The sequence below is a fragment of the Mycolicibacterium sp. 624 genome (genome assembly GCF_040548615.1).
GTDB lineage: Bacteria > Actinomycetota > Actinomycetes > Mycobacteriales > Mycobacteriaceae > Mycobacterium.
In genome coordinates, this window is sequence record NZ_JBEPRZ010000006.1 from 317,049 (window position 1) to 337,051 (window position 20,003).

General features: G+C 68.1%; 18 protein-coding genes. 10 read left to right on the plus strand and 8 right to left on the minus strand.

What is annotated here, in order from left to right:
* Positions 1–14: 14 nt before the first annotated feature.
* Entirely contained in the window at positions 15–1,334 is a 1,320-nt protein-coding gene (locus ABIA65_RS23925; RefSeq protein WP_354525094.1) for a DUF349 domain-containing protein, read from the minus strand.
* A gap of 208 nt (positions 1,335–1,542) precedes the next feature.
* On the opposite strand from ABIA65_RS23925, the gene ABIA65_RS23930 reads away from it, so the two are divergent.
* Genes ABIA65_RS23930 through hflX form a run of 5 tightly spaced genes read left to right on the plus strand, consistent with a single transcriptional unit; the run spans position 1,543 to position 6,460 of the window.
* Positions 1,543–2,439 carry a DMT family transporter gene (locus tag ABIA65_RS23930; RefSeq protein WP_354525095.1) on the plus strand — a complete coding sequence of 299 codons (897 nt, stop codon included), beginning with the start codon at positions 1,543–1,545 and terminating at the stop codon, positions 2,437–2,439.
* A gap of 9 nt (positions 2,440–2,448) precedes the next feature.
* On the plus strand, positions 2,449–3,147 hold the full coding sequence (locus ABIA65_RS23935; protein WP_354525096.1) for a class III extradiol ring-cleavage dioxygenase family protein: 699 nt from the start codon (positions 2,449–2,451) through the stop codon (positions 3,145–3,147).
* Positions 3,144–4,094: a tRNA (adenosine(37)-N6)-dimethylallyltransferase MiaA gene (gene miaA / locus ABIA65_RS23940; RefSeq protein ID WP_241399539.1), complete on the plus strand. Its 951-nt coding sequence runs from the start codon at positions 3,144–3,146 to the stop codon at positions 4,092–4,094. Before ABIA65_RS23935 ends, miaA begins: the two co-directional genes overlap by 4 nt.
* Positions 4,095–4,144: 50 nt before the next feature.
* Positions 4,145–5,011 carry a diaminopimelate epimerase gene (gene dapF / locus ABIA65_RS23945; protein ID WP_354525097.1) on the plus strand — a complete coding sequence of 289 codons (867 nt, stop codon included), beginning with the start codon at positions 4,145–4,147 and terminating at the stop codon, positions 5,009–5,011.
* A gap of 51 nt (positions 5,012–5,062) precedes the next feature.
* Positions 5,063–6,460 (plus strand): GTPase HflX, encoded by a 1,398-nt coding sequence (gene hflX, locus ABIA65_RS23950; protein WP_241399537.1) that lies wholly within the window; start codon positions 5,063–5,065, stop codon positions 6,458–6,460.
* A 17-nt stretch (positions 6,461–6,477) separates the two neighbouring features.
* Here hflX and ABIA65_RS23955 read toward each other — a convergent pair whose 3' ends face one another.
* Both ABIA65_RS23955 and ABIA65_RS23960 read right to left on the minus strand, forming a co-directional pair.
* Entirely contained in the window at positions 6,478–6,981 is a 504-nt protein-coding gene (locus ABIA65_RS23955) for a hypothetical protein (RefSeq protein WP_354525098.1), read from the minus strand.
* Positions 6,974–9,274: a molybdopterin guanine dinucleotide-containing S/N-oxide reductase gene (locus ABIA65_RS23960; protein ID WP_354525099.1), complete on the minus strand. Its 2,301-nt coding sequence runs from the start codon at positions 9,272–9,274 to the stop codon at positions 6,974–6,976. The genes ABIA65_RS23955 and ABIA65_RS23960 overlap by 8 nt, the downstream gene beginning before the upstream one ends.
* A gap of 106 nt (positions 9,275–9,380) precedes the next feature.
* Between ABIA65_RS23960 and ABIA65_RS23965 the strand changes: the two genes are divergently transcribed.
* Together ABIA65_RS23965 and ABIA65_RS23970 are read left to right on the plus strand one after the other, a co-directional pair.
* Positions 9,381–10,553, plus strand: coding sequence for an acyl-CoA dehydrogenase family protein (locus ABIA65_RS23965; protein WP_354525100.1), 1,173 nt, complete (start codon positions 9,381–9,383; stop codon positions 10,551–10,553).
* Between the two features lie 159 nt (positions 10,554–10,712).
* Positions 10,713–12,815 carry an LGFP repeat-containing protein gene (locus tag ABIA65_RS23970; protein WP_354525101.1) on the plus strand — a complete coding sequence of 701 codons (2,103 nt, stop codon included), beginning with the start codon at positions 10,713–10,715 and terminating at the stop codon, positions 12,813–12,815.
* Between the two features lie 15 nt (positions 12,816–12,830).
* Here ABIA65_RS23970 and lexA read toward each other — a convergent pair whose 3' ends face one another.
* Positions 12,831–13,529, minus strand: a complete 699-nt coding sequence (gene lexA / locus ABIA65_RS23975) for a transcriptional repressor LexA (RefSeq protein ID WP_241399532.1) — start codon at positions 13,527–13,529, stop codon at positions 12,831–12,833.
* 208 nt (positions 13,530–13,737) lie between these two features.
* Between lexA and ABIA65_RS23980 the strand changes: the two genes are divergently transcribed.
* Complete coding sequence (locus tag ABIA65_RS23980; protein ID WP_354525102.1) at positions 13,738–14,184, plus strand: LysM peptidoglycan-binding domain-containing protein; 447 nt, start codon at positions 13,738–13,740, stop codon at positions 14,182–14,184.
* 95 nt (positions 14,185–14,279) lie between these two features.
* Positions 14,280–14,744: a transcriptional regulator NrdR gene (gene nrdR, locus ABIA65_RS23985; RefSeq protein WP_241399530.1), complete on the plus strand. Its 465-nt coding sequence runs from the start codon at positions 14,280–14,282 to the stop codon at positions 14,742–14,744.
* A 13-nt stretch (positions 14,745–14,757) separates the two neighbouring features.
* On the opposite strand, the gene ABIA65_RS23990 is transcribed toward nrdR, so the two are convergent.
* From ABIA65_RS23990 to ABIA65_RS24000, 3 genes are read right to left on the minus strand one after another with little or no spacing between them, the layout of a single operon-like run.
* On the minus strand, positions 14,758–15,456 hold the full coding sequence (locus ABIA65_RS23990) for a PhzF family protein (RefSeq protein WP_241399529.1): 699 nt from the start codon (positions 15,454–15,456) through the stop codon (positions 14,758–14,760).
* A gap of 48 nt (positions 15,457–15,504) precedes the next feature.
* Positions 15,505–16,530: an alpha/beta fold hydrolase gene (locus ABIA65_RS23995; protein WP_354525103.1), complete on the minus strand. Its 1,026-nt coding sequence runs from the start codon at positions 16,528–16,530 to the stop codon at positions 15,505–15,507.
* 24 nt (positions 16,531–16,554) lie between these two features.
* Positions 16,555–17,532, minus strand: a complete 978-nt coding sequence (locus ABIA65_RS24000) for a proteasome assembly chaperone family protein (RefSeq protein WP_241399527.1) — start codon at positions 17,530–17,532, stop codon at positions 16,555–16,557.
* A gap of 161 nt (positions 17,533–17,693) precedes the next feature.
* On the opposite strand from ABIA65_RS24000, the gene ABIA65_RS24005 reads away from it, so the two are divergent.
* Complete coding sequence (locus ABIA65_RS24005; RefSeq protein WP_354525104.1) at positions 17,694–18,488, plus strand: trypsin-like serine peptidase; 795 nt, start codon at positions 17,694–17,696, stop codon at positions 18,486–18,488.
* Here the strand turns inward: ABIA65_RS24005 and sthA are convergent.
* Complete coding sequence (gene sthA / locus ABIA65_RS24010) at positions 18,485–19,900, minus strand: Si-specific NAD(P)(+) transhydrogenase (RefSeq protein WP_354525105.1); 1,416 nt, start codon at positions 19,898–19,900, stop codon at positions 18,485–18,487. The genes ABIA65_RS24005 and sthA overlap by 4 nt on opposite strands.
* Positions 19,901–20,003: the final 103 nt, after the last annotated feature.

The window sequence follows — 20,003 nt, forward strand, 5'->3', positions numbered from 1 at the left end:
CGCTTCTTGCCCGCCTAGCGCTTCTTGCCCAGAGCCTCCACCGCGGCCTCGGCCCACTCCCGCCACTGCGTTGCGCTGGCGCGTGCCTGCTCGGCGTCCTTGGTGCGTCCCGCGGCCTCGGCCTTCTCGGCCTGGTGCTCGAACTGCTCTGCGCGAATCCGGAACTGGTCTGCCCGGGCCTGAGCCTCCGGATCCGACCACCCTGACGACGCCGCGTCACGAACTCGCTTCTCGACGGCACGCATGCGTCGTTCGAGTTCGGCGCTGCGCTCGCGCGGTGCCTTGCCGAGGGCGTCCCACTTGTCGCCGACCGTGCGCAGAGCGGCACGCGCCGCGTCCGGGTCGGAGATGTCGATGGCCTCTGCCTCGATCAGCAGGGCCTCCTTGGCGGTGGCGTTGGCCTCGAACTCGGCGTCGCGCTCGGCGTTGACGGCGTTGCGGGCGGAGAAGAACTTGTCCTGGGCGGCCTTGAACCGGCGCCACAGTGCGTCGTCGAGGTCCTTGGACGCCCGTCCCGCGGCCTTCCACTGGGTGAGCAGGTCGCGGAACGTCGAACTCGTCGGGCCCCAGTCGGTGGAGTCCGACAGCGCCTCGGCGCGCTCGCACAGCGCCTCCTTGGCCTGCTTGACCCCGACGCGTTCCCGGTCGAGTTCGGCGAAGTGCGATCCGCGGCGACGGTTGAACGTCTCCCGCGCCGCCGAGTAGCGCTTCCACAGCGCGTCGTCGGTCTTGCGGTCCAGTCCGGTGATGGTGCGCCACTCGTCGAGGATCTCGCGCAGCCGGTCGCCCGCCGCCTTCCACTGCGTCGAGGAGTTGGCGATCTCCTCGGCCTCGACGGCCAGTGTCTCCTTGCGGGTGGTCTGGGCGGCGCGGTGCTCGTCGCGGCGCTGACGCTCGTCGGCGGCACTGCTGTCGGCCTGCCCGATGATGGCCGTCAGCCGCGCTGCCAGCGCATCGACGTCGCCGAGGACCGCCGCGGTCGGCAGCCCCTCGGCCAGCGTGGTGGCCGCGGACTTGATCTTCCGGGCGTCACCGGTGCCCGACGCGAGCCGTCGCTCCATCAGCGCGACCTCGGTGTGCAAATCGTCGTACCGGCGCCCGAAGTGCGCGAACGCGGCCTCGTTGTCGCCGGCCTGCCACGAACCGATCTGCCGTTCGCCTGCCGACGTGATCAACCAGACGGTGCCGTCGGGGTCGACGCGTCCGAACTGGTGCGGGTCGGCAGCGGGGGCGGTGACCACTGTCGGAGCAGAACCCCCGGGCCGGGGAACCGGGCGCGGTGGTCCGGGTCGGGGTGCGGGCTTTGGGGTGCTGCCTGACTCGCTGGTCGTCATGTCCGTCATCCTCGTGCACTCTGCGTGGGGGCCCACGCTCCTGCCGCGCAACGCGGCGCCATTTGGCTCTTCGCACGCTATTAAACAGGGTGGCGTCCGGCGTGCCCACGTCTTTGCGCGAGTCGTTGCCTAAGCTCGGGTCCCGGCGGGCACATGCGACGCCGTCCCAGAGCTGCCGGAGGTGAACGGTTGGAGGTTGCCGAGCGCCGTGGATAAGACCGATATCGCCGCCCTCCTGGCGCTGGGTGCGGCCCTGTTCATCGCCATCGGCGATGTCATCCATCAGCGGTCCGCGCACGAGGTCACCGATGAACCGGTCAGTCATCTCGGGCTGTTCACGCGCCTGCTGCGGGACCGTCAGTGGTGGCTGGGCAGCGGGGTGTCGGCGGTGGGATTCGGGCTGCAGGCGGCCGCGCTCGGTTTGGGCTCGGTGCTCCTGGTGCAGGCCATCCTGGTCACGTCGCTGCTGTTCGCACTGCCGATCAACGCCAGGATCACCGGACAACGCGTGTCGCGGTTCCAGTGGACGTGGGCGACGCTGCTCGCGGCGGCCGTTGTCGTCATCGTGACGGTCGGCAACCCGACCGAGGGGGTCTCGCGGGCGTCGTTCGAGACGTGGTCGCTGGTCATCGCGGTGCTTGGCCCGGCGCTGGTGGTGTGCGTTGTCGGTGCGCGGATCTTCCCCGGGCCCACAGGTGCGGTGCTGCTCGCGATGGTCTCCGGCGCGCTGTGGGGCGTGTTCGCGGTGTTGACCAAGGGTGTGGTGGACCGCCTCGGCGACGGAGTCACAGAACTGCTGCGCACCCCCGAGCTCTACGCGTGGGCGCTCGTCGCCATCGCAGGCACCGCGTGGCAGCAGTCGTCGTTCCGTGCGGGTGCGCTCACGGCGTCGCTGCCGACCATGACCGTCACCGAACCCGTCGTGGGCTCGGTGCTGGGCGTGGTGATCCTGGGCGAGACGCTGCGACCCGGCGATGCGGGCTGGTTCACCCTCGTCATCGCCTTCGCGGTGATGGTTTTCGCGACCGTCGCGCTGGCCCGCGGCGAGGCGGCCACGGCCGAGAGCGCGAGTGCCGCCGGGTCGGCCCACGCCGATGCTGGATAGCGTGGTCTCGTGCTGAGCGCGATTGCCGTCGTACCGTCCGCGCCCGTCATGGTGCCCGAACTCGCGTCCGGCGCCGCACCCGAGTGCGACGAGCTGCGGGCCGCCGTGCTTCGTGCGGCGGGGGAGTTGCCGGACCGCTGGGTGGCGATCGGGGTCGCGGCAGCCGACCGGGTGATAGCACCCGGGTCGGCCGGCACATTCGCGGGTTACGGCGTCGACGTCCCCGTCACGCTCGGCCCTGAAACGCCTGGTACCGAGGCGGAGGCTGTGCGCCCGCTGCCCCTGTGTGCGCTCATCACCGGCTGGGTGCGCGGGCAGTGCAACCCCCGGGGCAGCGCGCAGGTGCGGGCATACGCCGCCGGCCATGACGCGTCCGCTGCGGTGTACATCGGCCGGGCGCTGCGCGCGGAGATCGACGCCACCGCCGACCCGATCGGCGTTCTGGTGGTCGCCGACGGCGCCAACACCCTCAACCCGTCCGCACCGGGTGGGTACGACGCCGCATCGGTGCCGGTGCAGGAGGCCCTCGACGACGCGCTGGCCACCGGCGACGTGGCCGCACTGGCCAGTGTGGGCGGCGGCATCGTCGGGGCGGTTGCCTTCGCGGTCCTCGCCGGACTCGCCGAACCGACGTCGTGGTCGGCGCGCGAGTACTACCGCGGTGCGCCCTACGGTGTGGGGTACTTCGCGGGCGTCTGGTTGCCATGAGGCCCATTGCGATCGTCGGACCCACCGGCACCGGCAAGTCCGCGCTGGCGTTGGCCGTTGCTCAGGAGTTGAGCGGCGCGGCTGTCGAGATCGTCAACGCCGATGCCATGCAGCTCTACCGCGGAATGGACATCGGTACCGCGAAGCTGAGCGTGGCCGAGCGTCAAGGCATCCCGCATCACCAGCTCGACGTTCTCGACGTGACACAGACCGCGACGGTCGCCCGATACCAGCAGGCCGCGGCCGCCGACGTCGAGGCCATCGCCGCTCGGGGTGCGGTGCCGGTCATCGTCGGTGGATCGATGCTCTACGTGCAGTCGCTGCTCGACGAGTGGACGTTCCCGGCCACCGATCCCGATGTGCGGGGGCGGTGGGAGGGTCGGCTCGCCGAGGTGGGCGTCGCCGCGCTGCACGCCGAACTCGCCCGCGTCGATGCCGAAGCCGCATCCTCGATCCTGCCCACCGACGGCCGCCGCATCGTGCGCGCGCTGGAGGTGGTCGAGCTGACGGGGCAGCCGTTCGCCGCGAGCGCGCCCACCATCGGACATCCGCGCTGGGACACCCTCATCATCGGATTGGACTGGGAGACCGAGCGTCTCGACGAGCGACTCCAGACGCGCACCGACCTGATGTTCACCGGTGGTCTCGTCGCCGAGGTGGCCGAACTGTGCGACCGCGGGCTGCGCGACGGGGTCACCGCGTCCCGGGCCCTCGGATACGCGCAGGTGCTCGAGGCCCTCGATGCAGGAGGGACGGAGGAGGCGCTGGCCCACGCCGCCGAACGCACCTTCATCGGCACGCGACGGTACGTGCGCCGTCAGCGATCGTGGTTCCGCCGCGATCACCGCATCCACTGGCTGGACGGTGCGGCGGACGGCAACGTTGCGGCGACGCTCCGTGCGTGGCGAGGACGGCGGGCAGGAGCGGAGCGACCGGGGGATCCGTAGCGGCGGGCAGGAGCGAAGCGACCCGGGAATCCGGAACGTATCCTGATCAGGTGAAGTTCGCCAAGGGACACGGCACACAGAACGACTTCGTGGTGCTTCCCGACCTCGAAGCCCGCCTGGGCCTGACGCCGCAGTCGGTGGCCGCACTGTGCGACCGGCGGCGCGGCCTGGGCGCCGACGGGGTGTTGCGGGTGACGACGGCGGGTGCCGCACTGAACGCGGGCGTTTTCGATCGCCTGCCCGAGGGCGTCGACGCCGGCGACTGGTTCATGGACTACCGCAACGCCGACGGCTCCGTGGCGCAGATGTGCGGCAACGGGGTGCGGGTCTTCGCGCACTACCTGAGGGCCAGCGGCCTGGAGGAGAGAGACGAGTTCGTGGTCGGTTCGCTGGCCGGGCCGCGACCCGTCGTCCTGCACTCCCATGACGCGCTGACCGCCGACATCACCGTCGAGATGGGCAAGGCCAACCAGGTGGGCGCCGGATCCGCCGTCGTTGGTGGCCGACGCTTCACCGGGCTGGCCGTTGACGTCGGCAACCCCCACCTGGCCTGCGTTGACCCGACCCTCACCGAGGATGATCTGCGCGCGCTGGACGTGGCGGCCCCCGTCGAGTTCGATGCCGCGCTGTTCCCCGACGGCGTCAACGTGGAGGTGCTCACCGCCCCGGCTGACGGCGCGGTGTCGATGCGCGTCCACGAGCGGGGTGTCGGCGAAACCCGGTCATGCGGCACCGGAACCGTGGCAGCGGTCGTCGCAGCGCTGCGTCATGGCAACACGGAAACCGGAACCCTGCGCGTGCGCATCCCCGGCGGTGAGGTCGAGGTCAGCATCACCGACGCCTCCAGCTTCCTGCGCGGACCCTCGGTGCTGGTGGCTCACGGCGAGGTCTCCGAGCAGTGGTGGCGGGCGCAGTAGCGGAAAATCGGATGCACGAGGCAACCCCGAAAGGGCACCATCAGTAATTACATGACTCATCCAAAGATCCCGAGCACGGGCGAACTCGACCTCGAAGACCGCGTCGCACTGCGCCGCGTGGCGGGTCTGTCCACCGAACTCGAAGATGTCTCCGAAGTCGAGTACCGCCAGTTGCGGCTCGAAAGGGTCGTCCTGGTCGGCGTCTGGACCGACGGCAGCGCCGCCGATGCCGATGCCAGCATGGCCGAACTCGCCGCACTTGCCGAAACCGCGGGCTCCGAGGTCCTCGAGGGCCTGGTCCAGCGGCGCGACAAACCCGATCCGTCGACGTACATCGGCTCCGGTAAGGCGGCCGAACTGCGCGAGATCGTGGAGGCCACCGGCGCGGACACCGTCATCTGCGACGGCGAGCTGAGCCCTGCCCAGCTCAACGCGCTGGAGAAGGCCGTCAAGGTCAAGGTCATCGACCGCACGGCCCTGATCCTCGACATCTTCGCCCAGCACGCAACCAGTCGAGAGGGCAAGGCGCAGGTCGCCTTTGCGCAAATGGAGTACATGCTGCCCAGGCTTCGCGGCTGGGGCGAGTCGATGTCCCGTCAGGGCGGCGGCGCGGGCGGCAGCGGCGGCGGTGTGGGCACGCGTGGACCCGGTGAGACCAAGATCGAGACCGATCGTCGCCGGATTCGTGAGCGGATGTCGAAGCTGCGCCGCGAGATCAAGGACATGAAGAAGATCCGCGACACCCAGCGCGGCCGTCGGGTGCAGAGCGATGTCGCAGCGATTGCGATCGTCGGCTACACCAACGCGGGCAAGTCGAGCCTGCTCAATGCGCTCACCGGTGCAGGTGTCCTGGTCGAGAACGCACTGTTCGCAACGCTCGAACCCACCACGCGCCGTGGACAGTTCGACGACGGTCGACCGTTCGTGCTGACCGACACCGTCGGCTTCGTCCGGCACCTGCCCACCCAGCTGGTGGAGGCGTTCCGCTCGACGCTGGAGGAGGTCGTCCACGCCGACCTGCTGGTCCACGTCGTCGACGGTTCCGATGCCAACCCACTGGCGCAGATCAGCGCGGTGCGCGCGGTCGTCAGCGATGTGGCCACGGAGTATGACGAGGCACCGGCCGCAGAGCTGTTGGTGGTCAACAAGACCGACGCTGCAAGCGATCTCACGTTGGCCCACCTGCGGCGAGCGTTGCCCGACGCGGTGTTCGTCTCGGCGCACACCGGCGACGGGCTGGACCGGCTGCGCACGCGGATGGCCGAAATGGTCACGCCCACCGATGAGTCCGTCGACGTCACGATTCCTTATGACCGGGGTGACCTCGTCGCGCGGGTCCACGCCGACGGACGCATCGACGCCACCGAACACACTGATGACGGCACGCGGATCAAGGCGCGGGTGCCCAAGTCGTTGGCCGCCGGACTGCGCGAGTTCGCGACGTACTAGTTGCCAGGCCTGATCTGTTAGCTGACGTCGAACAGTTCATCGGCGGGAGTGGTCATAACCCTTTGGGCCAGTCGGGATTTCAGTTCGTCGAGCCGCCGCTCCTGCTGGTCGGTTCGCTCCTGCGTGCGGGCCAGGTCGATGAACTCGTCGTCGACGAACCCATCGCGCAACAGCAGCGTCACCGTGGCATCGCCGAGGCCCACCTCGAACACGAAGTCCTCGACCAGGCTGCCGCGGTCAGGGCGAATCAGCGTGCGGTCGACCGTGAATCGCTCGTCGGTGACGGCGCGGGTCACGGCTTCGAAGCAGTCGCGGGCACCGGGACCCCGGAACGCGGTCGCGATGGTGACTGCACGCCGTTGCGGTGGTGCGTCGGGGGAGAGTGCCGCGAAGGCGACGCGCAGTGACTGGAACGCGATCGCGACGCCGGCGGGTGAGTGCGGTCCGGCGTAGCGCAGTGCATCGTCGAACGTGAACTCCAGCGTCTCGCCTCGCTCCTGGACGGAGACCGACTCAGTCACTGTGCCTTCCCGTTTCGACAACGTGAGGTGGCATGTGCGCCCGCACCGGGGGTAGCGGATCGGTGAACGGCTCGATCTCGACCAGCACGTGCGCGCCGGTGCATCCCTTGGCCAGCGATGACGTGCCGATGTCGGCCGTCAGCACGTTGGGGTTGCCATGAACACACATCGCACCCGGGTCGGTGGGGTCCTGAGGGTCGTACCAGGCGCCGGTGGACAGTTGCACCACATGGGGCCGCAGGGCCTCGTCCACCACGACGCCGGCCAGGCACGCGCCCCGGTCATTGAAGACGCGGACCACGTCACCGTCGGACAGGTTCCGCGCAGCCGCATCGGCGGGGTTCATCCGGATCGGTTCGCGGCCCTGCACTTTGGAGTGCTGACTGGTGGCGCCGCCGTCGAGCTGCCCGTGCAACCGGGTCGCGGGCTGATTGGCCAGCAGGTGCAGGGGATAGCTCGCGGCCCGTTCGCCACCCAGCCATTCCGATGGCTCATACCAGGTGGGGTGACCGGCGCAGTCGTCGTAGCCGAATCCGTCGATATCGGACGAGAAGATCTCGATGCGGCCGCTCGGTGTCCCCAGTCGGTGGTCGACGGGGTCGGCGCGGAAGTCGGCGAGCAGGGTCAGACCGTCCTCGGTGGGCAGGCGCAGTGAGCCCGCAGCCCAGAAGTCATCGAAGCTGGGCACCGTGAAATCCAGTTCCGCCGACCACTTGTCGTAGAGGTGCACCAGCCACTGTTGGGCGGTGCGGCCCTCGGTGAACTGCTCACCGAAACCGAGTCGCTCCGCGAGGGCAGCGAACGTCGTGTAGTCGTCGCGCGAGTCGGCGTGGGGCGCTGCGAGGGCGGGCATGGCCACCAGGAGGGGGTCGTTGCGTGAACCCGAGTAGTCGTCGCGTTCGAACGCGGTGGTTGAGGGCACCACGATGTCGGCGTGCTTGGCCATCGCCGTCCAGTAGGGGTCGTGCACAACCACGGTTTCGGGGCGCGCCAGCGCACGCCGCAGTCGCGGGATGTTCTGGTGGTGGTGAAACGGGTTGCCGCCGGCCCAGTACACCAGTCGGATGTCGGGGTAGGTCAAACGACGGCCGTTGAAGTCGAATGTCTCGCCCGGGTGCAGCAGCATATCGCTGACCGCGGCCACCGGGATGAACGTCCGCACCGGGTTCATACCTTGCGGCAGGGTGGGCAACCGGCACCGAAGCGGCGGTAGTCCCGGCTCGTTCATCGATCCGTAGCCGTGCCCGAAACCACCTCCGGCAAGCCCGATCTGGCCGAGCATCGCCGCGAGGACCAGGCCCATCCACGGTGCCTGCTCGCCGTGCCGGACGCGTTGCAGAGACCAGCTCACGGTGACGATCGTCCGGCTCGACGCCATGCGCCTGGCGAGCGCGATCAGGTCGTCGGCGCGCAGACCGCTGATGTCCGCTGCCCACTGCGGCGACTTGGGCACCCCGTCGCCGACGCCGAGCAGGTAGCGCTCGAAGCGCTCGTATCCGGTGCAGTAGCGATCGAGAAACTCACGGTCGGCCAGGGACTCGGTGGCAAGCACGTGCGCGAGCGCGAGCATGATCGCCACGTCGGTGCCGGGTCTCGGCGCCAGCCATTCGCAGTCACCCTCGACGTCGTCGCGCAGGGGTGAGATCGACACGATCTGGCCGCCGCGATCACGCAGGCGGCGCAGGGCATCCCGGGTCGGGTGGGCGGTGGTGCCGCCGTGGTTGATGCCGGTGTTCTTCAGGGCGATGCCTCCGAAGCACACCATCAGATCGGTGTGTTCGGCGATGACGTTCCAGTCCGTGGACCGCTTGAACAGGTCGTCATGGGTGCCGACGACGCGCGGCATGATCACCCCGGTGGCACCGAGGCTGTAGGAGTGTCGCGAGAAGCTGTAGCCGCCCAGCAGATTCAGGAAGCGGTGAACCTGGCTCTGTGCGTGATGGAACCGCCCTGCACTGGCCCAGCCGTACGAGCCGCCATAGATGGCCTCGTTGCCGTGCGCGCCGACCACGCGGCGCAGTTCGTCGGCCAGCAGCTCGGTCAGCTCGTCCCACGAGACGGCGACGAACTCCTCGGTGCCGCGTAGATCGGTGGGCCCGGGTCCGTTCTCCAGCCAGCCGCGGCGCACGGCGGGCCCAGTCACCCGCGAGCGGTGCCGCAGGGACCCAGGCAGGTTCCCCAACAGGGGAGAGGGATCGGCATCGCCTGCCATCGGCCGAACCGAGGTGATCTCGCCGTCGGTGACGTCGGCGGTGAACGCGCCCCAGTGCGTGAGACTCGAACCGGAGACCATGCCGATGATCTTAGGGGCCGCGACAACGGTACCGCGGGTATCAACCATCCGGTTGGGTGGGATAGGGTTGTGGGCAAAATCCAGCCCGTCGATCCGGAGGTCCTTCATGGCCGCGTCCAGCCAGGTGATCAAGTTCGAGCGCACTCTCTTCGAGCCCGAGCACGAACTGTTCCGTGACGCATTTCGTGCCTTCCTGGAGCGCCACGTCGCCCCGTTCCACGAACAGTGGGAGAAGGACAAGATCGTCGACCGCGGTATCTGGCTCGAGGCGGGCAAGCAGGGCTTCCTCGGCATGTCCGTGCCCGAGGAGTACGGCGGCGGCGGAAACCCGGACTTCCGCTACAACGTCGTCATCACCGAGGAGACCACCGTCGGCCGTTACAGCGGTCTGGGCTTCGCGCTGCACAACGACGTCGTCGCGCCGTACCTGCTGCGGCTGGCCACCGAGGAGCAGAAGCAGCGTTGGCTGCCAGGCTTCTGCTCGGGTGAGCTGATCACCGCGATCGCGATGACCGAACCGGGCACCGGAAGCGACCTGCAGGGCATCAAGTCCCGTGCGGTCAAGCAGGAGGACGGCAGCTGGATCCTGAACGGTGCCAAGACGTTCATCACCAACGGTGTCCACGCCGACCTGGTCATCGTCGTGGCCTGCACTGACCCCGACAAGGGCGCGCTGGGCTTCTCGCTGCTGGTCGTCGAACGCGGCATGGAGGGCTTCGAGCGCGGCCGCCACCTCGACAAGATCGGCCTGGACGCCCAGGACACCGCCGAGCTGTCGTTCGTCGATGTGAGGGTGCCCGCCGAGAACCTGCTGGGCGAAGAGGGATCGGGCTTCGTCTACCTGATGCAGAACCTGCCCCAGGAGCGCATCAGCATCGCCGTGGTGGCCGCCGCGGGCATGGCGGAGGTGCTCGAGCAGACGCTGCGGTACACCAAGGAACGCAAGGCGTTCGGCAAGCCGATCGGCAGCTTCCAGAACACCCGTTTCACGCTCGCCGAGCTGTCCACCGAGGCCACCGTCGTCCGGATGATGGTCGACCAGTTCATTGAGCTGCACCTCGAGGAGAAGCTGACCGTCGAACAGGCCGCGATGGCCAAGTGGTTCTCCACCGAGGCTCAGGTCCGCCTCAACGACCGCTGCCTGCAACTGCACGGTGGGTACGGCTACATGCGCGAGTATCCGGTGGCACGGGCCTTCCTGGACTCCCGGATCCAGACGATCTACGGCGGCACGACCGAGATCATGAAGGAGATCATCGGCCGTAGCCTCGGCGTCTGATGGCCCGAAATCGACGCGCGAGGGGCCCGCAGTCGCCGTGTGGGTGACGCGACACTTACACGCCACGGCCTGGATATCCCTCAAGATTGACGTCGCCTGACGCAAGGTTGACGGACGCGACACTTGCAGAGAACCCTCAGTGTGTCGCGGGGAGGAACGATGACTGGGCTGCAAAACCTGCTGGGCAGGTTCGTGGGGCGCTCGAGTGTGGCGCTCGTATTGGTTGCTGCTGTCGTGGCGTTTGCCCCGATGGCGCCGATCGCGTGGGCGACGCCCGAGGGTGACGCCGACGCCGCGATCACACAGGTCTGGGATGCCAACGGTGGTGACACCGGCACCTTGGGTCCCAAGGACGGTGGCGTCTATGCCGTCGGGGCTGGCTTCGGACAGAACTTTGCCGGCGGGCGGATCTTCTTCACCCCGGAGACCGGTGCGCGCATCATGCAGGGCGCGATTCTGGACAAGTATCTGGCGCTCGGCGGGCCCGCTGAGAGTGATCTGGGCTTCCCGAACATCGATGAGGGTGCGGGCCGGGCGCCCGACAGCCGCAACACGACGTTCAGCGCGGTCGACAAGCCGGTCATCTTCTTCACCCCCGACACCGGTGCCAGGGTGGTCCGTGGCGCCATCAACGCGGCGTGGGACGCGCTTGGTGGATCAGCAGGTGTTCTCGGTGTGCCGACGGAGGACGAGGTCTACCGGGGTGAGGTGGTGTCTCAGAAGTTCACCGGTGGCGAGCTGTCGTGGAACCGGAGCACCAAGACCTTCACGACCACCCCGCCGGAGCTGGCCGATCAGCTCAAGGGTCTCGAGATCCCGGGTGATGCGACGTCGGAGATCAATGCGGCGCGGCGCGCCGCGGGTGGGCCGCTTGGCCCACTCGGCGCTCCCGACGGACCGCCGCAACCGGTAGGCGACGGCAATCTGGTGCAGGCGTTCAGCGGCGGCAAGATCTTCTACAGCCCCGCCCACGGCGCCGATGTGATCACTGGCCAGCTGCTGGAGAAGTACGAGAGCGTGGGCGGGCCGACGGGTGACCTCGGCTTCCCGATCGCCTCCGAGGCCGATGGTGGTCTCGCCCCCGCCAGCCGGATCGCGAAGTTCGCCGCCCCCGACGAACCGGTGATCTTCTGGACGCCGGACTTCGGCGCGGTGATCGTGCGCGGCGCGATGAACGCGGCCTGGGCCAAACTCGGCGGCGCGACCGGCGATCTCGGTGCGCCGACCGCCGATCAGGCCGAGAACGGCGATGTGATCACCCAGAAGTTCGCCAACGGGGCGATCACGTTCGACCGTGCGAGCAACGAGTTCTCCACCGAGCCGCCGAATCTGGCCAACGCGCTCGCGGGTCTCGCGGTGCCCGGTCAGGACGCCCCGAGGGCACCCCAGGCCACCGGGCCGGTAGGCGATGACGGCGGGAAGCCGTGGTATCAGAAGTGGTGGTGGGCGCTCGCCCTCATACCCGTTCTCGTACTGGTGGGTGCCGTGGTCGTCGCGGTGATCTTGAACCGGCGGCGCGGTGAGGACCGCGCACCGATGGACCGCTTCGACGAGTACGACGACTATGACGACGACGATCGTGACGTTCATGATCACGATGACGACGACGAGGGCAATGACTTCGCGTCCGGCCCGATGCCGTCGGCGGGCCCGACACCGGCCAGCCAGCAGCAGCCCTATGTTCCGTTGAGCGCGTGGGCGATGCCGAAGGACGACGAGGGCGGTGACGCCGCGACGCCTGCCGCGTCCGTGCCGCCGGAGGTTCCCGCCGCACGTTCGTTGGACGGTGGATTCTCCCTCGATCAGGACGCGATCGACACGAAGCCCAACCTCATTGTGAGCGTCGTCGAGGAGCGCGACTCCACCGACGAGGCGGCCATGGAGGACTCGGAGGCGTCGGAGGTCTGGGCGGACACCGAGGCCGTCGACGATGACGTCGAGGCCGCGGACGCCGCTGAGGCCGTCGATCCCGCAGCGGTGGATCATCCAGAGGAGGCTCGCCCAGAGGAGGTCGAGGCCGTTAGCGGCCCGCCTAGCGGTCGCCACGCGGCCATACAGCTCGATGAGCCCGCGCCGGCTCAGACGTCGTTGCGGCTGGCCTCCGATGAGGGTGATGGTGCCCCTGCCGGATATCCGATCAAGGCCGACACCAAGACGGGTCTGTACTGGCTACCCGGTTCGGAGCAGTACGACCGGGTGAAGGCCGAGGTCTGGTTCGCCAGTGAGGAATTCGCTCTGACGAACGGCTTCGTCAGAGGCTGACGCGGCCGGCCGCCGTCACACCTTGCGGAGAACGGTGACGACCTTGCCCAGGATGGCCGCGTCGTTACCGGGGATCGGGTCGAACACCGGGTTGTGCGGCATCAGCCAGACCTGTCCCCGGGTGCGCTTGAACGTCTTGACCGTCGCCTCGCCGTCGATCATGGCGGCCACGATGTCGCCGTTGTCGGCCACATTCTGCTGACGCACGACCACCCAGTCGCCGTCGCAGATCGCGGCGTCGATCATCGACTCGCCGACGACCTTGAGAAGGAACAGCGATCCCTCGCCGACGAGTTCGCGCGGCAGCGGGAAGACGTCCTCCACCGCCTCTTCGGCGAGGATCGGACCACCCGCGGCGATCCGGCCGAGGACGGGTACGAAGGTGGGCTCGGGCAGCGTGTCCGACCCGGCGACGTCGGTGGTCACGATCGGAGTCACCATGTCGTCGGAACCGCGCACGTCCACCGCGCGGGGCCGGTTGGCGTCGCGCCGCAGGAAGCCCTTGCGCTCCAACGTGCGCAGTTGGTGTGCGACCGATGACGTCGAGGTCAGGCCGACGGCATCACCGATCTCTCGGATGCTCGGTGGATATCCCCTTGTGGTGACCGAATTGCGGATGACCTCGAGGATGGTGCGCTGACGTTCGGTCAGCGCGGCGTCACGGCGCACAGGTGTGTCGTCGCTTCCGTCTCGTGTGTCGCTGCTGTCACTCATGGTGGCGAATCTAGTCCTGTCAATCCCGATAATCAAACATGTGTTCGACGCGTGTCGGGAGCGGCGCGTGACGGCCGGAACTTGTCGGTGGGCGCCGATATCGTTTGCAACAGTTCGATCACATGTTCTATTCATCGAACACCTGATCGATTATATTTCGAACACACAAGCGAACACACGCTCCGGCGCTTCACCGAAAGGCTCGAAGATGACCATCATCACCAGGGAGAACCCGACCGATCCCATCGCTCGCCCGGTGCGGCGACGCCCCGACGCGTCGCGGGGTCCGCAACGCCGTCGGCCGGCCGCGGAGCCGCTGCGGTACCGCGGCACCGGCGTTCTGATGTCGCGGGCTTCGCACCGCCGCAAGCCCATCACACCGGTCACGACAGTGCTGCTGGCGCTGATGGCAGCCGGCATCACACTGTGGCTCGGACTCGTGGCCCAGTTCGGCGCCCCGACCGAGGTGCCCCAGCCCGTGCCGGGCCAACTGGCCGTCGTCCAGGTGCAAATGGGGGAGTCGCTGCAGCAGCTTGCTCGTCGCGTGGCCCCCGATGCGCCCACCGGTACGGTCGTTGATCAGATCCGTGAGCTCAACGAATTGGATTCCGCCGCGGTCGATGCCGGGCAGACGCTCATCGCCCCCGTGGGCTGACGTGCGCCGTGCGCCGTGAACCCTGCGTCCGTGCGACGGTACGCTCGTATGCGACCGGGTTGCCCGGACTGGCCATAGGCGGCGAAGGAGCGGTGATGCACTGTCCGTTCTGCCGTCACCCTGACTCCAGAGTGGTCGACTCCCGTGAGGCCGATGAGGGGCAGGCCATCCGCCGCCGCCGCTCGTGCCCGGAGTGCGGCAAGCGTTTCACCACCGTCGAGACCGCCGTGTTGGCGGTCGTCAAGCGCAGCGGGGTCACCGAACCGTTCAGTCGGGAGAAGGTGATCAAGGGCGTCCGCCGGGCCTGCCAGGGCCGACAGGTCGACGACGATGCGCTGAACCTGCTGGCTCAGCAGGTCGAGGACGCCGTCCGCGCCGCCGGATCACCCGAGGTTGCCAGTAACGAGGTCGGGCTGGCGATTCTGGGCCCACTACGAGACCTCGACGAGGTGGCCTATCTGCGGTTCGCCTCGGTGTACCGGTCGTTCTCCTCGGCCGATGACTTCGAACGCGAGATCGAGGCGCTGCGCGCGCACCGCAAGGTCGCCCCTTCCAGCTGACCGGGCGAGCGGGTCAGTCGATCTGCCTGGTGCCGTCGTCGACGACCCGGCCTGCGACCTTCACCCAGCCCTGTGCGTCCCACGACGTGCGAATGTGTGAACCCTTGCCCTGCGTGATGGAGAGATCGCGACTCAGGTAGTCCGTCATGCGCACGGCCGCCGAACCGGTGGCCTCGTCCTCGGGAATGCCGAAGTGGCTGGCGAACATCCGCGACCGGATGGCGCCGGCGGCCCGATCGCTCCACGACCACACGTAGTGCTCGACGTCCTCGGCGTAGTCATCTGGATCGGCGGCCAGTACCTCGTCGATCGATGACATTTCGTAGATAAGGAACTCCGGTGCCCACTCCGCGCGCGCGGTGATCGTGGTGAACTCGCCGTCGGGCGCAGACTGGTGCTCGACCTGCACCACCCCGGCGGGCACCTGCAGCGTTTTGACCGGCGTCCCGCGGTTGCGCAGCCACCAGCCCGCTCCCACGGTCGGATGCCCCGCGAACGGAAGCTCGGTCGTCGGGGTGAAGATGTGCGCTATGGCGGTGGTGGCTCCTGGGGCCGGCAGTCCGACGAAAATGGTTTCGCTGTAACCCAATTGCGCGGCCACGCGCTGGCGGTCGGAGGGGGGGACTTGGTCGGCGTCAACCACGCCAAGGGGATTGCCGTGATTGCCGTCGGAGTCGGTGAAGACGCGCAACACGGTCACGTCGATAGCCATCTGCCGATGCTACGTCGTCGGGCGGCCCAACTGGGCGGCTCTGCGACCTCAGGTGGCGCTGCGCTCGTCGGTGTCCATCGCGTCCAGCACCGCGGCCCGGGTGCCGGTGGGACCGGTCAAGTCGGCCTCGGTGACACCGGTGCGCAGCAGGTTCCGAAGTGCTTCCTGGTCGTGTGTCGCGGGGGCTGTCGAGTCGATGAACGTCTCCACGAGCGCAACGAAGCGGTCCGGATCGTCGTGGAACGGGAAGTGGCCTGAGCCCTCGAAGATCTCGAGTTGTGAGCCCGGCATCGCCGCGTGCGCCATGCGGCCGTGACTCACTGGGATCACCGAGTCCTTTGATCCCCAGATCAGTTGAACGGGAACGGATTCGGTCAAATAACATCGGTCGAGCATGGTGACCACCTGGCCCCGCCAGTCCACCACCGCACGCAGCGTGCGGGCAAAGGCGGATGACGCCGTCGGCTCGGGCAGGTCGGCCAGGATGCGCAGCATGTTGGGGATGTCGCGGCCGACACCGGTCTTGCCGAACAGGGCGCCGCCCACTCGGCCGACCAGCTGCACAGCGGGCAGCACCATGGGCAGGCGCAGCGCCGCTAGGGCCTCGCTGCCCATCGGGAGGGACGCGATGCGCAGTGCGACGTTGACGTCCTTGGTCACGCCGCCCGCGCCAACGAGGATGAGTCGGTCCACCAATTGTGGGAACTGATAGGCGAATTGCATGGCGACCCCGCCGCCCAACGAGTGACCGACCACTGTCACTCGCTCGATGTCGAGGACACTGAGCAGGTCGCGCATGCCGTTGGCGTAGGCGGCGACCGAGTAGTCGGCGCGCGGTTTGTCCGACTTCCCGTGACCCAGCAGGTCGGGCGCGATGACGGTGAACCGCTGCGCGAGCTTGGTCTGGACCGTGGTCCATGTCGTGGAGTTGTCGCCGATGCCGTGAATCAGCAGGATCGGGGGGCCTGACCCGGCCACTCGGAAGGCGCGGCGGTACCCGTGGATGGTGCGGTACTCCAACGTCGGGACGATTTCACGCACGGGTCGTAGGTTGGGCTTCTGGTCCGTCGTCATCCGCCAACTCCGTCGTCGGGCCCGTCAGGGCGATGCAGGTCCGCCGTGCCCGTCGGTGGGCTCGTCACCGGCCTGCTCGGCGAGGAAGCGTTCGAATTCCGCGCCCAGTTCATCGCCGCTGGGCAGATCTTCGTCCCGGGCCAGCAATGACCGGTTCTCCTGAGCAGCGACGAAAGCATCGTACTGGTGCTCCAGGGCAGAAACCACTTGAGCGACCTCGGTGCTGGCCTCGACCTGCTCGGCGATCTTGGTGTGCACCTCCGCGCTCGCCTGTCCGAGTGCCGCGAGCGGTATTTGCAGCGCAGCCGCCCTACTGACCTCGGCCAACAGTGCCTCGGCCGCGGGCGGGTAGTCCGTTTGCGCCAGGTAGTGCGGTACGTGCACGGTGAAACCCAGGGCTTCGTGCCCGTGCTGCGACATCCGGTACTCGAGCAGATTCGACACGCTCGCGGGAACCTGAACCTCACCGACCCACGGCTGGTGCTCGGCGATCAGTTCCTTGTCGGTGGCGTGCGCGGTCATGGTGACCGGGCGGGTGTGCGGCACGGCCATCGGGATGGTGCCCAGCCCGATGACCTTGCGGACGCCGAGACGTTCTGCCAGCAGCCGAACCGCCGCGATGAACCGTTCCCATTTCAGATCGGGCTCCATGCCCGCCAACAGCAGAAACGGCGTGCCCACGCTGTCGTGCAGGGCGTAGAGATTCAGCACGGGATCTTCGTAGTGGGTGAAGTGATCGGTCTTGAACGTCATCAGTGGTCGCCGCGACCGGTAGTCCAGCAGGTCGTCGATGGCGAACGACGCGACGAGCTCGGTGTCGAGAGTGTCCGTCAGGTGGGCGGCGGCCAACCGGATGGCGTGACCTGCGTCCGAGAAGCCCTCGAGGGCGTGAATCATCACAGGCCCCCGGCCGTCGGGCAGTGACAATTGTGGTGCGGGGAACTCCAGCTCGTACATCCCGTTCTGTTCGGGCTGATACTGCTGTTCCGGGTTGTCGGCCATCGCCTTGCCTCCTCACCACGGGTCATCGACGGTCGGACCGCCACACTCCGTGATCTCTAGTGTCCCGCACGTTGGGGTGCCTGCCATCGCAGGCCCACCCTTCGTTATGAACGCGACAGTGTGCTGGGCGAATTCCTAGGTACTTCGGGCAGGATCGTCAGATGAGGATTCGGATGCTTGCGCTGGCCGCCCTGGTGGCGCTGGCGCCGGGGTGCTCGGACCGGGCGGCCCCGCGACCAGTCGGAGTCGCCGCGGCCGAGGCGGGCGCGGCCCAGGCGGCCGTGACCGAGGCCAGCGCGACGTCCGTCGAACCGGACCGGCGCATCGGTGCCGTGTTCCTCGGCAACCAGACGCTGCACACGTGCTCGGGTTCGGTGCTCGACTCCAAGGACGGTGATCTGATCATCACCGCGGCGCACTGCATATCCGACGGGATCGACGCCTACTTCGTGCCTGGTTTCTCCGATGACGCAGACCCGGAGGACTTCTGGCACATTGACGCGGTCTACCTCGACCCTCGCTGGGTGTCCGATCAGGACCCGGTGGCGGACTTTGCCATCGCCCGAGTGAGCAGGGACAGCGGTGATTCGGTCGAGTCGGCAGCAGGTGGAGGTTTCGTGCTCGGTTCTGCACCTCACCAGGGTGTGGCGATCACGCTGACCGGCTACGCGCTGGGCATCGGGGGAGGACCCGTCGGGTGCAGTACCACCACCACGGCGACCGAACGGGGATTCCCCGCGCTGCCCTGCACGGGGCTGTCCGACGGCACGAGTGGCTCGCCCTGGGTGTCGGGCGCGACGATCGCGGGTCTGACCGGCGGGTTGGACGGTGGTGGCTGCGACGAGGCGGTGTCCTACTCGGCACCCTTCGGACCTGCTGTGGTGCACCTGTTGGAACGCGCCGAGGCGGGTGGGGAGGGTGACGACGCCCCGACGATGCTCGACGACGGCTGCTAGGTGCGGAACTGACTCAGTGCCCTGAGCTTGTTCATCACGTCCAGTGCGGCGACCTTGTAGGCCTCTGAGAACGTCGGATAGTTGATGACGGCGTCGACCAGGTACTCGACGGTGCCGCCGCAGCCCATCACGGCCTGGCCGATGTGCACCAGTTCGGTGGCTGCCGTACCGAAGATGTGCACGCCCAGGATGCGCAGGTCCTCGGTCGAGACGAGCAGTTTGAGCATGCCGTAGGAGTCACCGGCGATCTGGCCGCGGGCGAGTTCGCGGTAGCGCGACACCCCCACCTCATAGGGGATGGAGTCCTTGGTCAGTTCCACCTCGGTGGCGCCGACGTAGGAGACCTCCGGAATGGAGTAGATGCCGATCGGCTGCAGCTCGGTCATGCCCTTACACGGCTCGCCGAACGCGTGATACGCCGCGAGACGGCCCTGATCCATTGAGGTGGCGGCCAGCGCGGGGAAGCCGATGACGTCGCCGACGGCGTAGATGTGGTCGACCTTGGTCTGGTAGTTCTCGTCCACGAAGATGCGCCCGCGATCGTCGGCCTCTAGCCCCGCCGCGTCGAGGTCGAGGTGATCGGTCTGCCCCTGCCGTCCAGCCGAGTACATGACGGTGTCCGCCGGTATCTGCTTACCGCTGGCCAGGGTCGTGACGGTGCCGGCGGAGCCGACATCGACGGCGGTCACCTCCTCGCCGAACCGGAACGTGACCGCCAGATCCCGCAGATGGAAGCGCAGCGACTCCACGATCTCCGGGTCGCAGAACTCCAGCATTGCCGCGCGCTTCTCCACGACCGTGACCTTGGTGCCCAGCGCGGCGAACATCGAGGCGTACTCGATGCCGATGACCCCGGCGCCGACGACGACCATCGACGTCGGGATGGTTTTGAGGTCCAGGATCCCGTCGGAGTCCAGGACGCGATCCTCGTCGAACTCGACGCCGGGGGGCCGGGCCGGTTTGGTGCCGGTGGCGATGACGATGTGGCGGCCCGAGACGGTGATTCGCTCGGCGCGCGACGGGTCCTCGATCAGGACGGAGTGCTCGTCGACGAAGCGGGCGTGCCCGACGTACAGCTCGACGCGGTTGCGCATCAGCTGAGCGCGCACGACGTCGACCTCCTTGCCGATCACGTGCTGTGTGCGGGCCAGCAGGTCGGCGGGGGTGATCTTGTCCTTGACGCGATAGCTGTCGCCGTACAGCTCGCGCTGGCTCATGCCGGTGAGGTAGACGACGGCCTCGCGCAACGTCTTCGACGGGATCGTGCCGGTGTTCACGCAGACGCCGCCCAGCATCCGGCCTCGCTCGATCACCGCGACCGACTTGCCGAGCTTGGCCGCCGCGATCGCCGCCTTCTGGCCGCCGGGACCGGATCCGATGACGACGAGGTCGTACTCCTGCGAGGAACCCATGGGTGTAGTCCTACGCCGCTTGCCTCAACCCCGCATGCCGACGGCGTCAATAGCGGGTGAACACCGTCCTCACGGGCCACAGTTTCATCCCGATGGGGAGTCT

Bases quoted from the DNA above. Each gene is read 5' to 3' on its own strand.
- ABIA65_RS23925 (WP_354525094.1), bottom strand. From the start codon at position 1,334: ATGACGACCAGCGAGTCAGGCAGCACCCCAAAGCCCGCACCCCGACCC.
- miaA (WP_241399539.1), top strand. From the start codon at position 3,144: ATGAGGCCCATTGCGATCGTCGGACCCACCGGCACCGGCAAGTCCGCG.
- hflX (WP_241399537.1), top strand. From the start codon at position 5,063: ATGACTCATCCAAAGATCCCGAGCACGGGCGAACTCGACCTCGAAGAC.
- ABIA65_RS23960 (WP_354525099.1), bottom strand. From the start codon at position 9,274: ATGGTCTCCGGTTCGAGTCTCACGCACTGGGGCGCGTTCACCGCCGAC.
- ABIA65_RS23965 (WP_354525100.1), top strand. From the start codon at position 9,381: ATGGCCGCGTCCAGCCAGGTGATCAAGTTCGAGCGCACTCTCTTCGAG.
- ABIA65_RS23970 (WP_354525101.1), top strand. From the start codon at position 10,713: ATGACTGGGCTGCAAAACCTGCTGGGCAGGTTCGTGGGGCGCTCGAGT.
- lexA (WP_241399532.1), bottom strand. From the start codon at position 13,529: ATGAGTGACAGCAGCGACACACGAGACGGAAGCGACGACACACCTGTG.
- ABIA65_RS23980 (WP_354525102.1), top strand. From the start codon at position 13,738: ATGACCATCATCACCAGGGAGAACCCGACCGATCCCATCGCTCGCCCG.
- nrdR (WP_241399530.1), top strand. From the start codon at position 14,280: ATGCACTGTCCGTTCTGCCGTCACCCTGACTCCAGAGTGGTCGACTCC.
- ABIA65_RS23990 (WP_241399529.1), bottom strand. From the start codon at position 15,456: ATGGCTATCGACGTGACCGTGTTGCGCGTCTTCACCGACTCCGACGGC.
- ABIA65_RS23995 (WP_354525103.1), bottom strand. From the start codon at position 16,530: ATGACGACGGACCAGAAGCCCAACCTACGACCCGTGCGTGAAATCGTC.
- ABIA65_RS24000 (WP_241399527.1), bottom strand. From the start codon at position 17,532: ATGGCCGACAACCCGGAACAGCAGTATCAGCCCGAACAGAACGGGATG.
- ABIA65_RS24005 (WP_354525104.1), top strand. From the start codon at position 17,694: ATGAGGATTCGGATGCTTGCGCTGGCCGCCCTGGTGGCGCTGGCGCCG.
- sthA (WP_354525105.1), bottom strand. From the start codon at position 19,900: ATGGGTTCCTCGCAGGAGTACGACCTCGTCGTCATCGGATCCGGTCCC.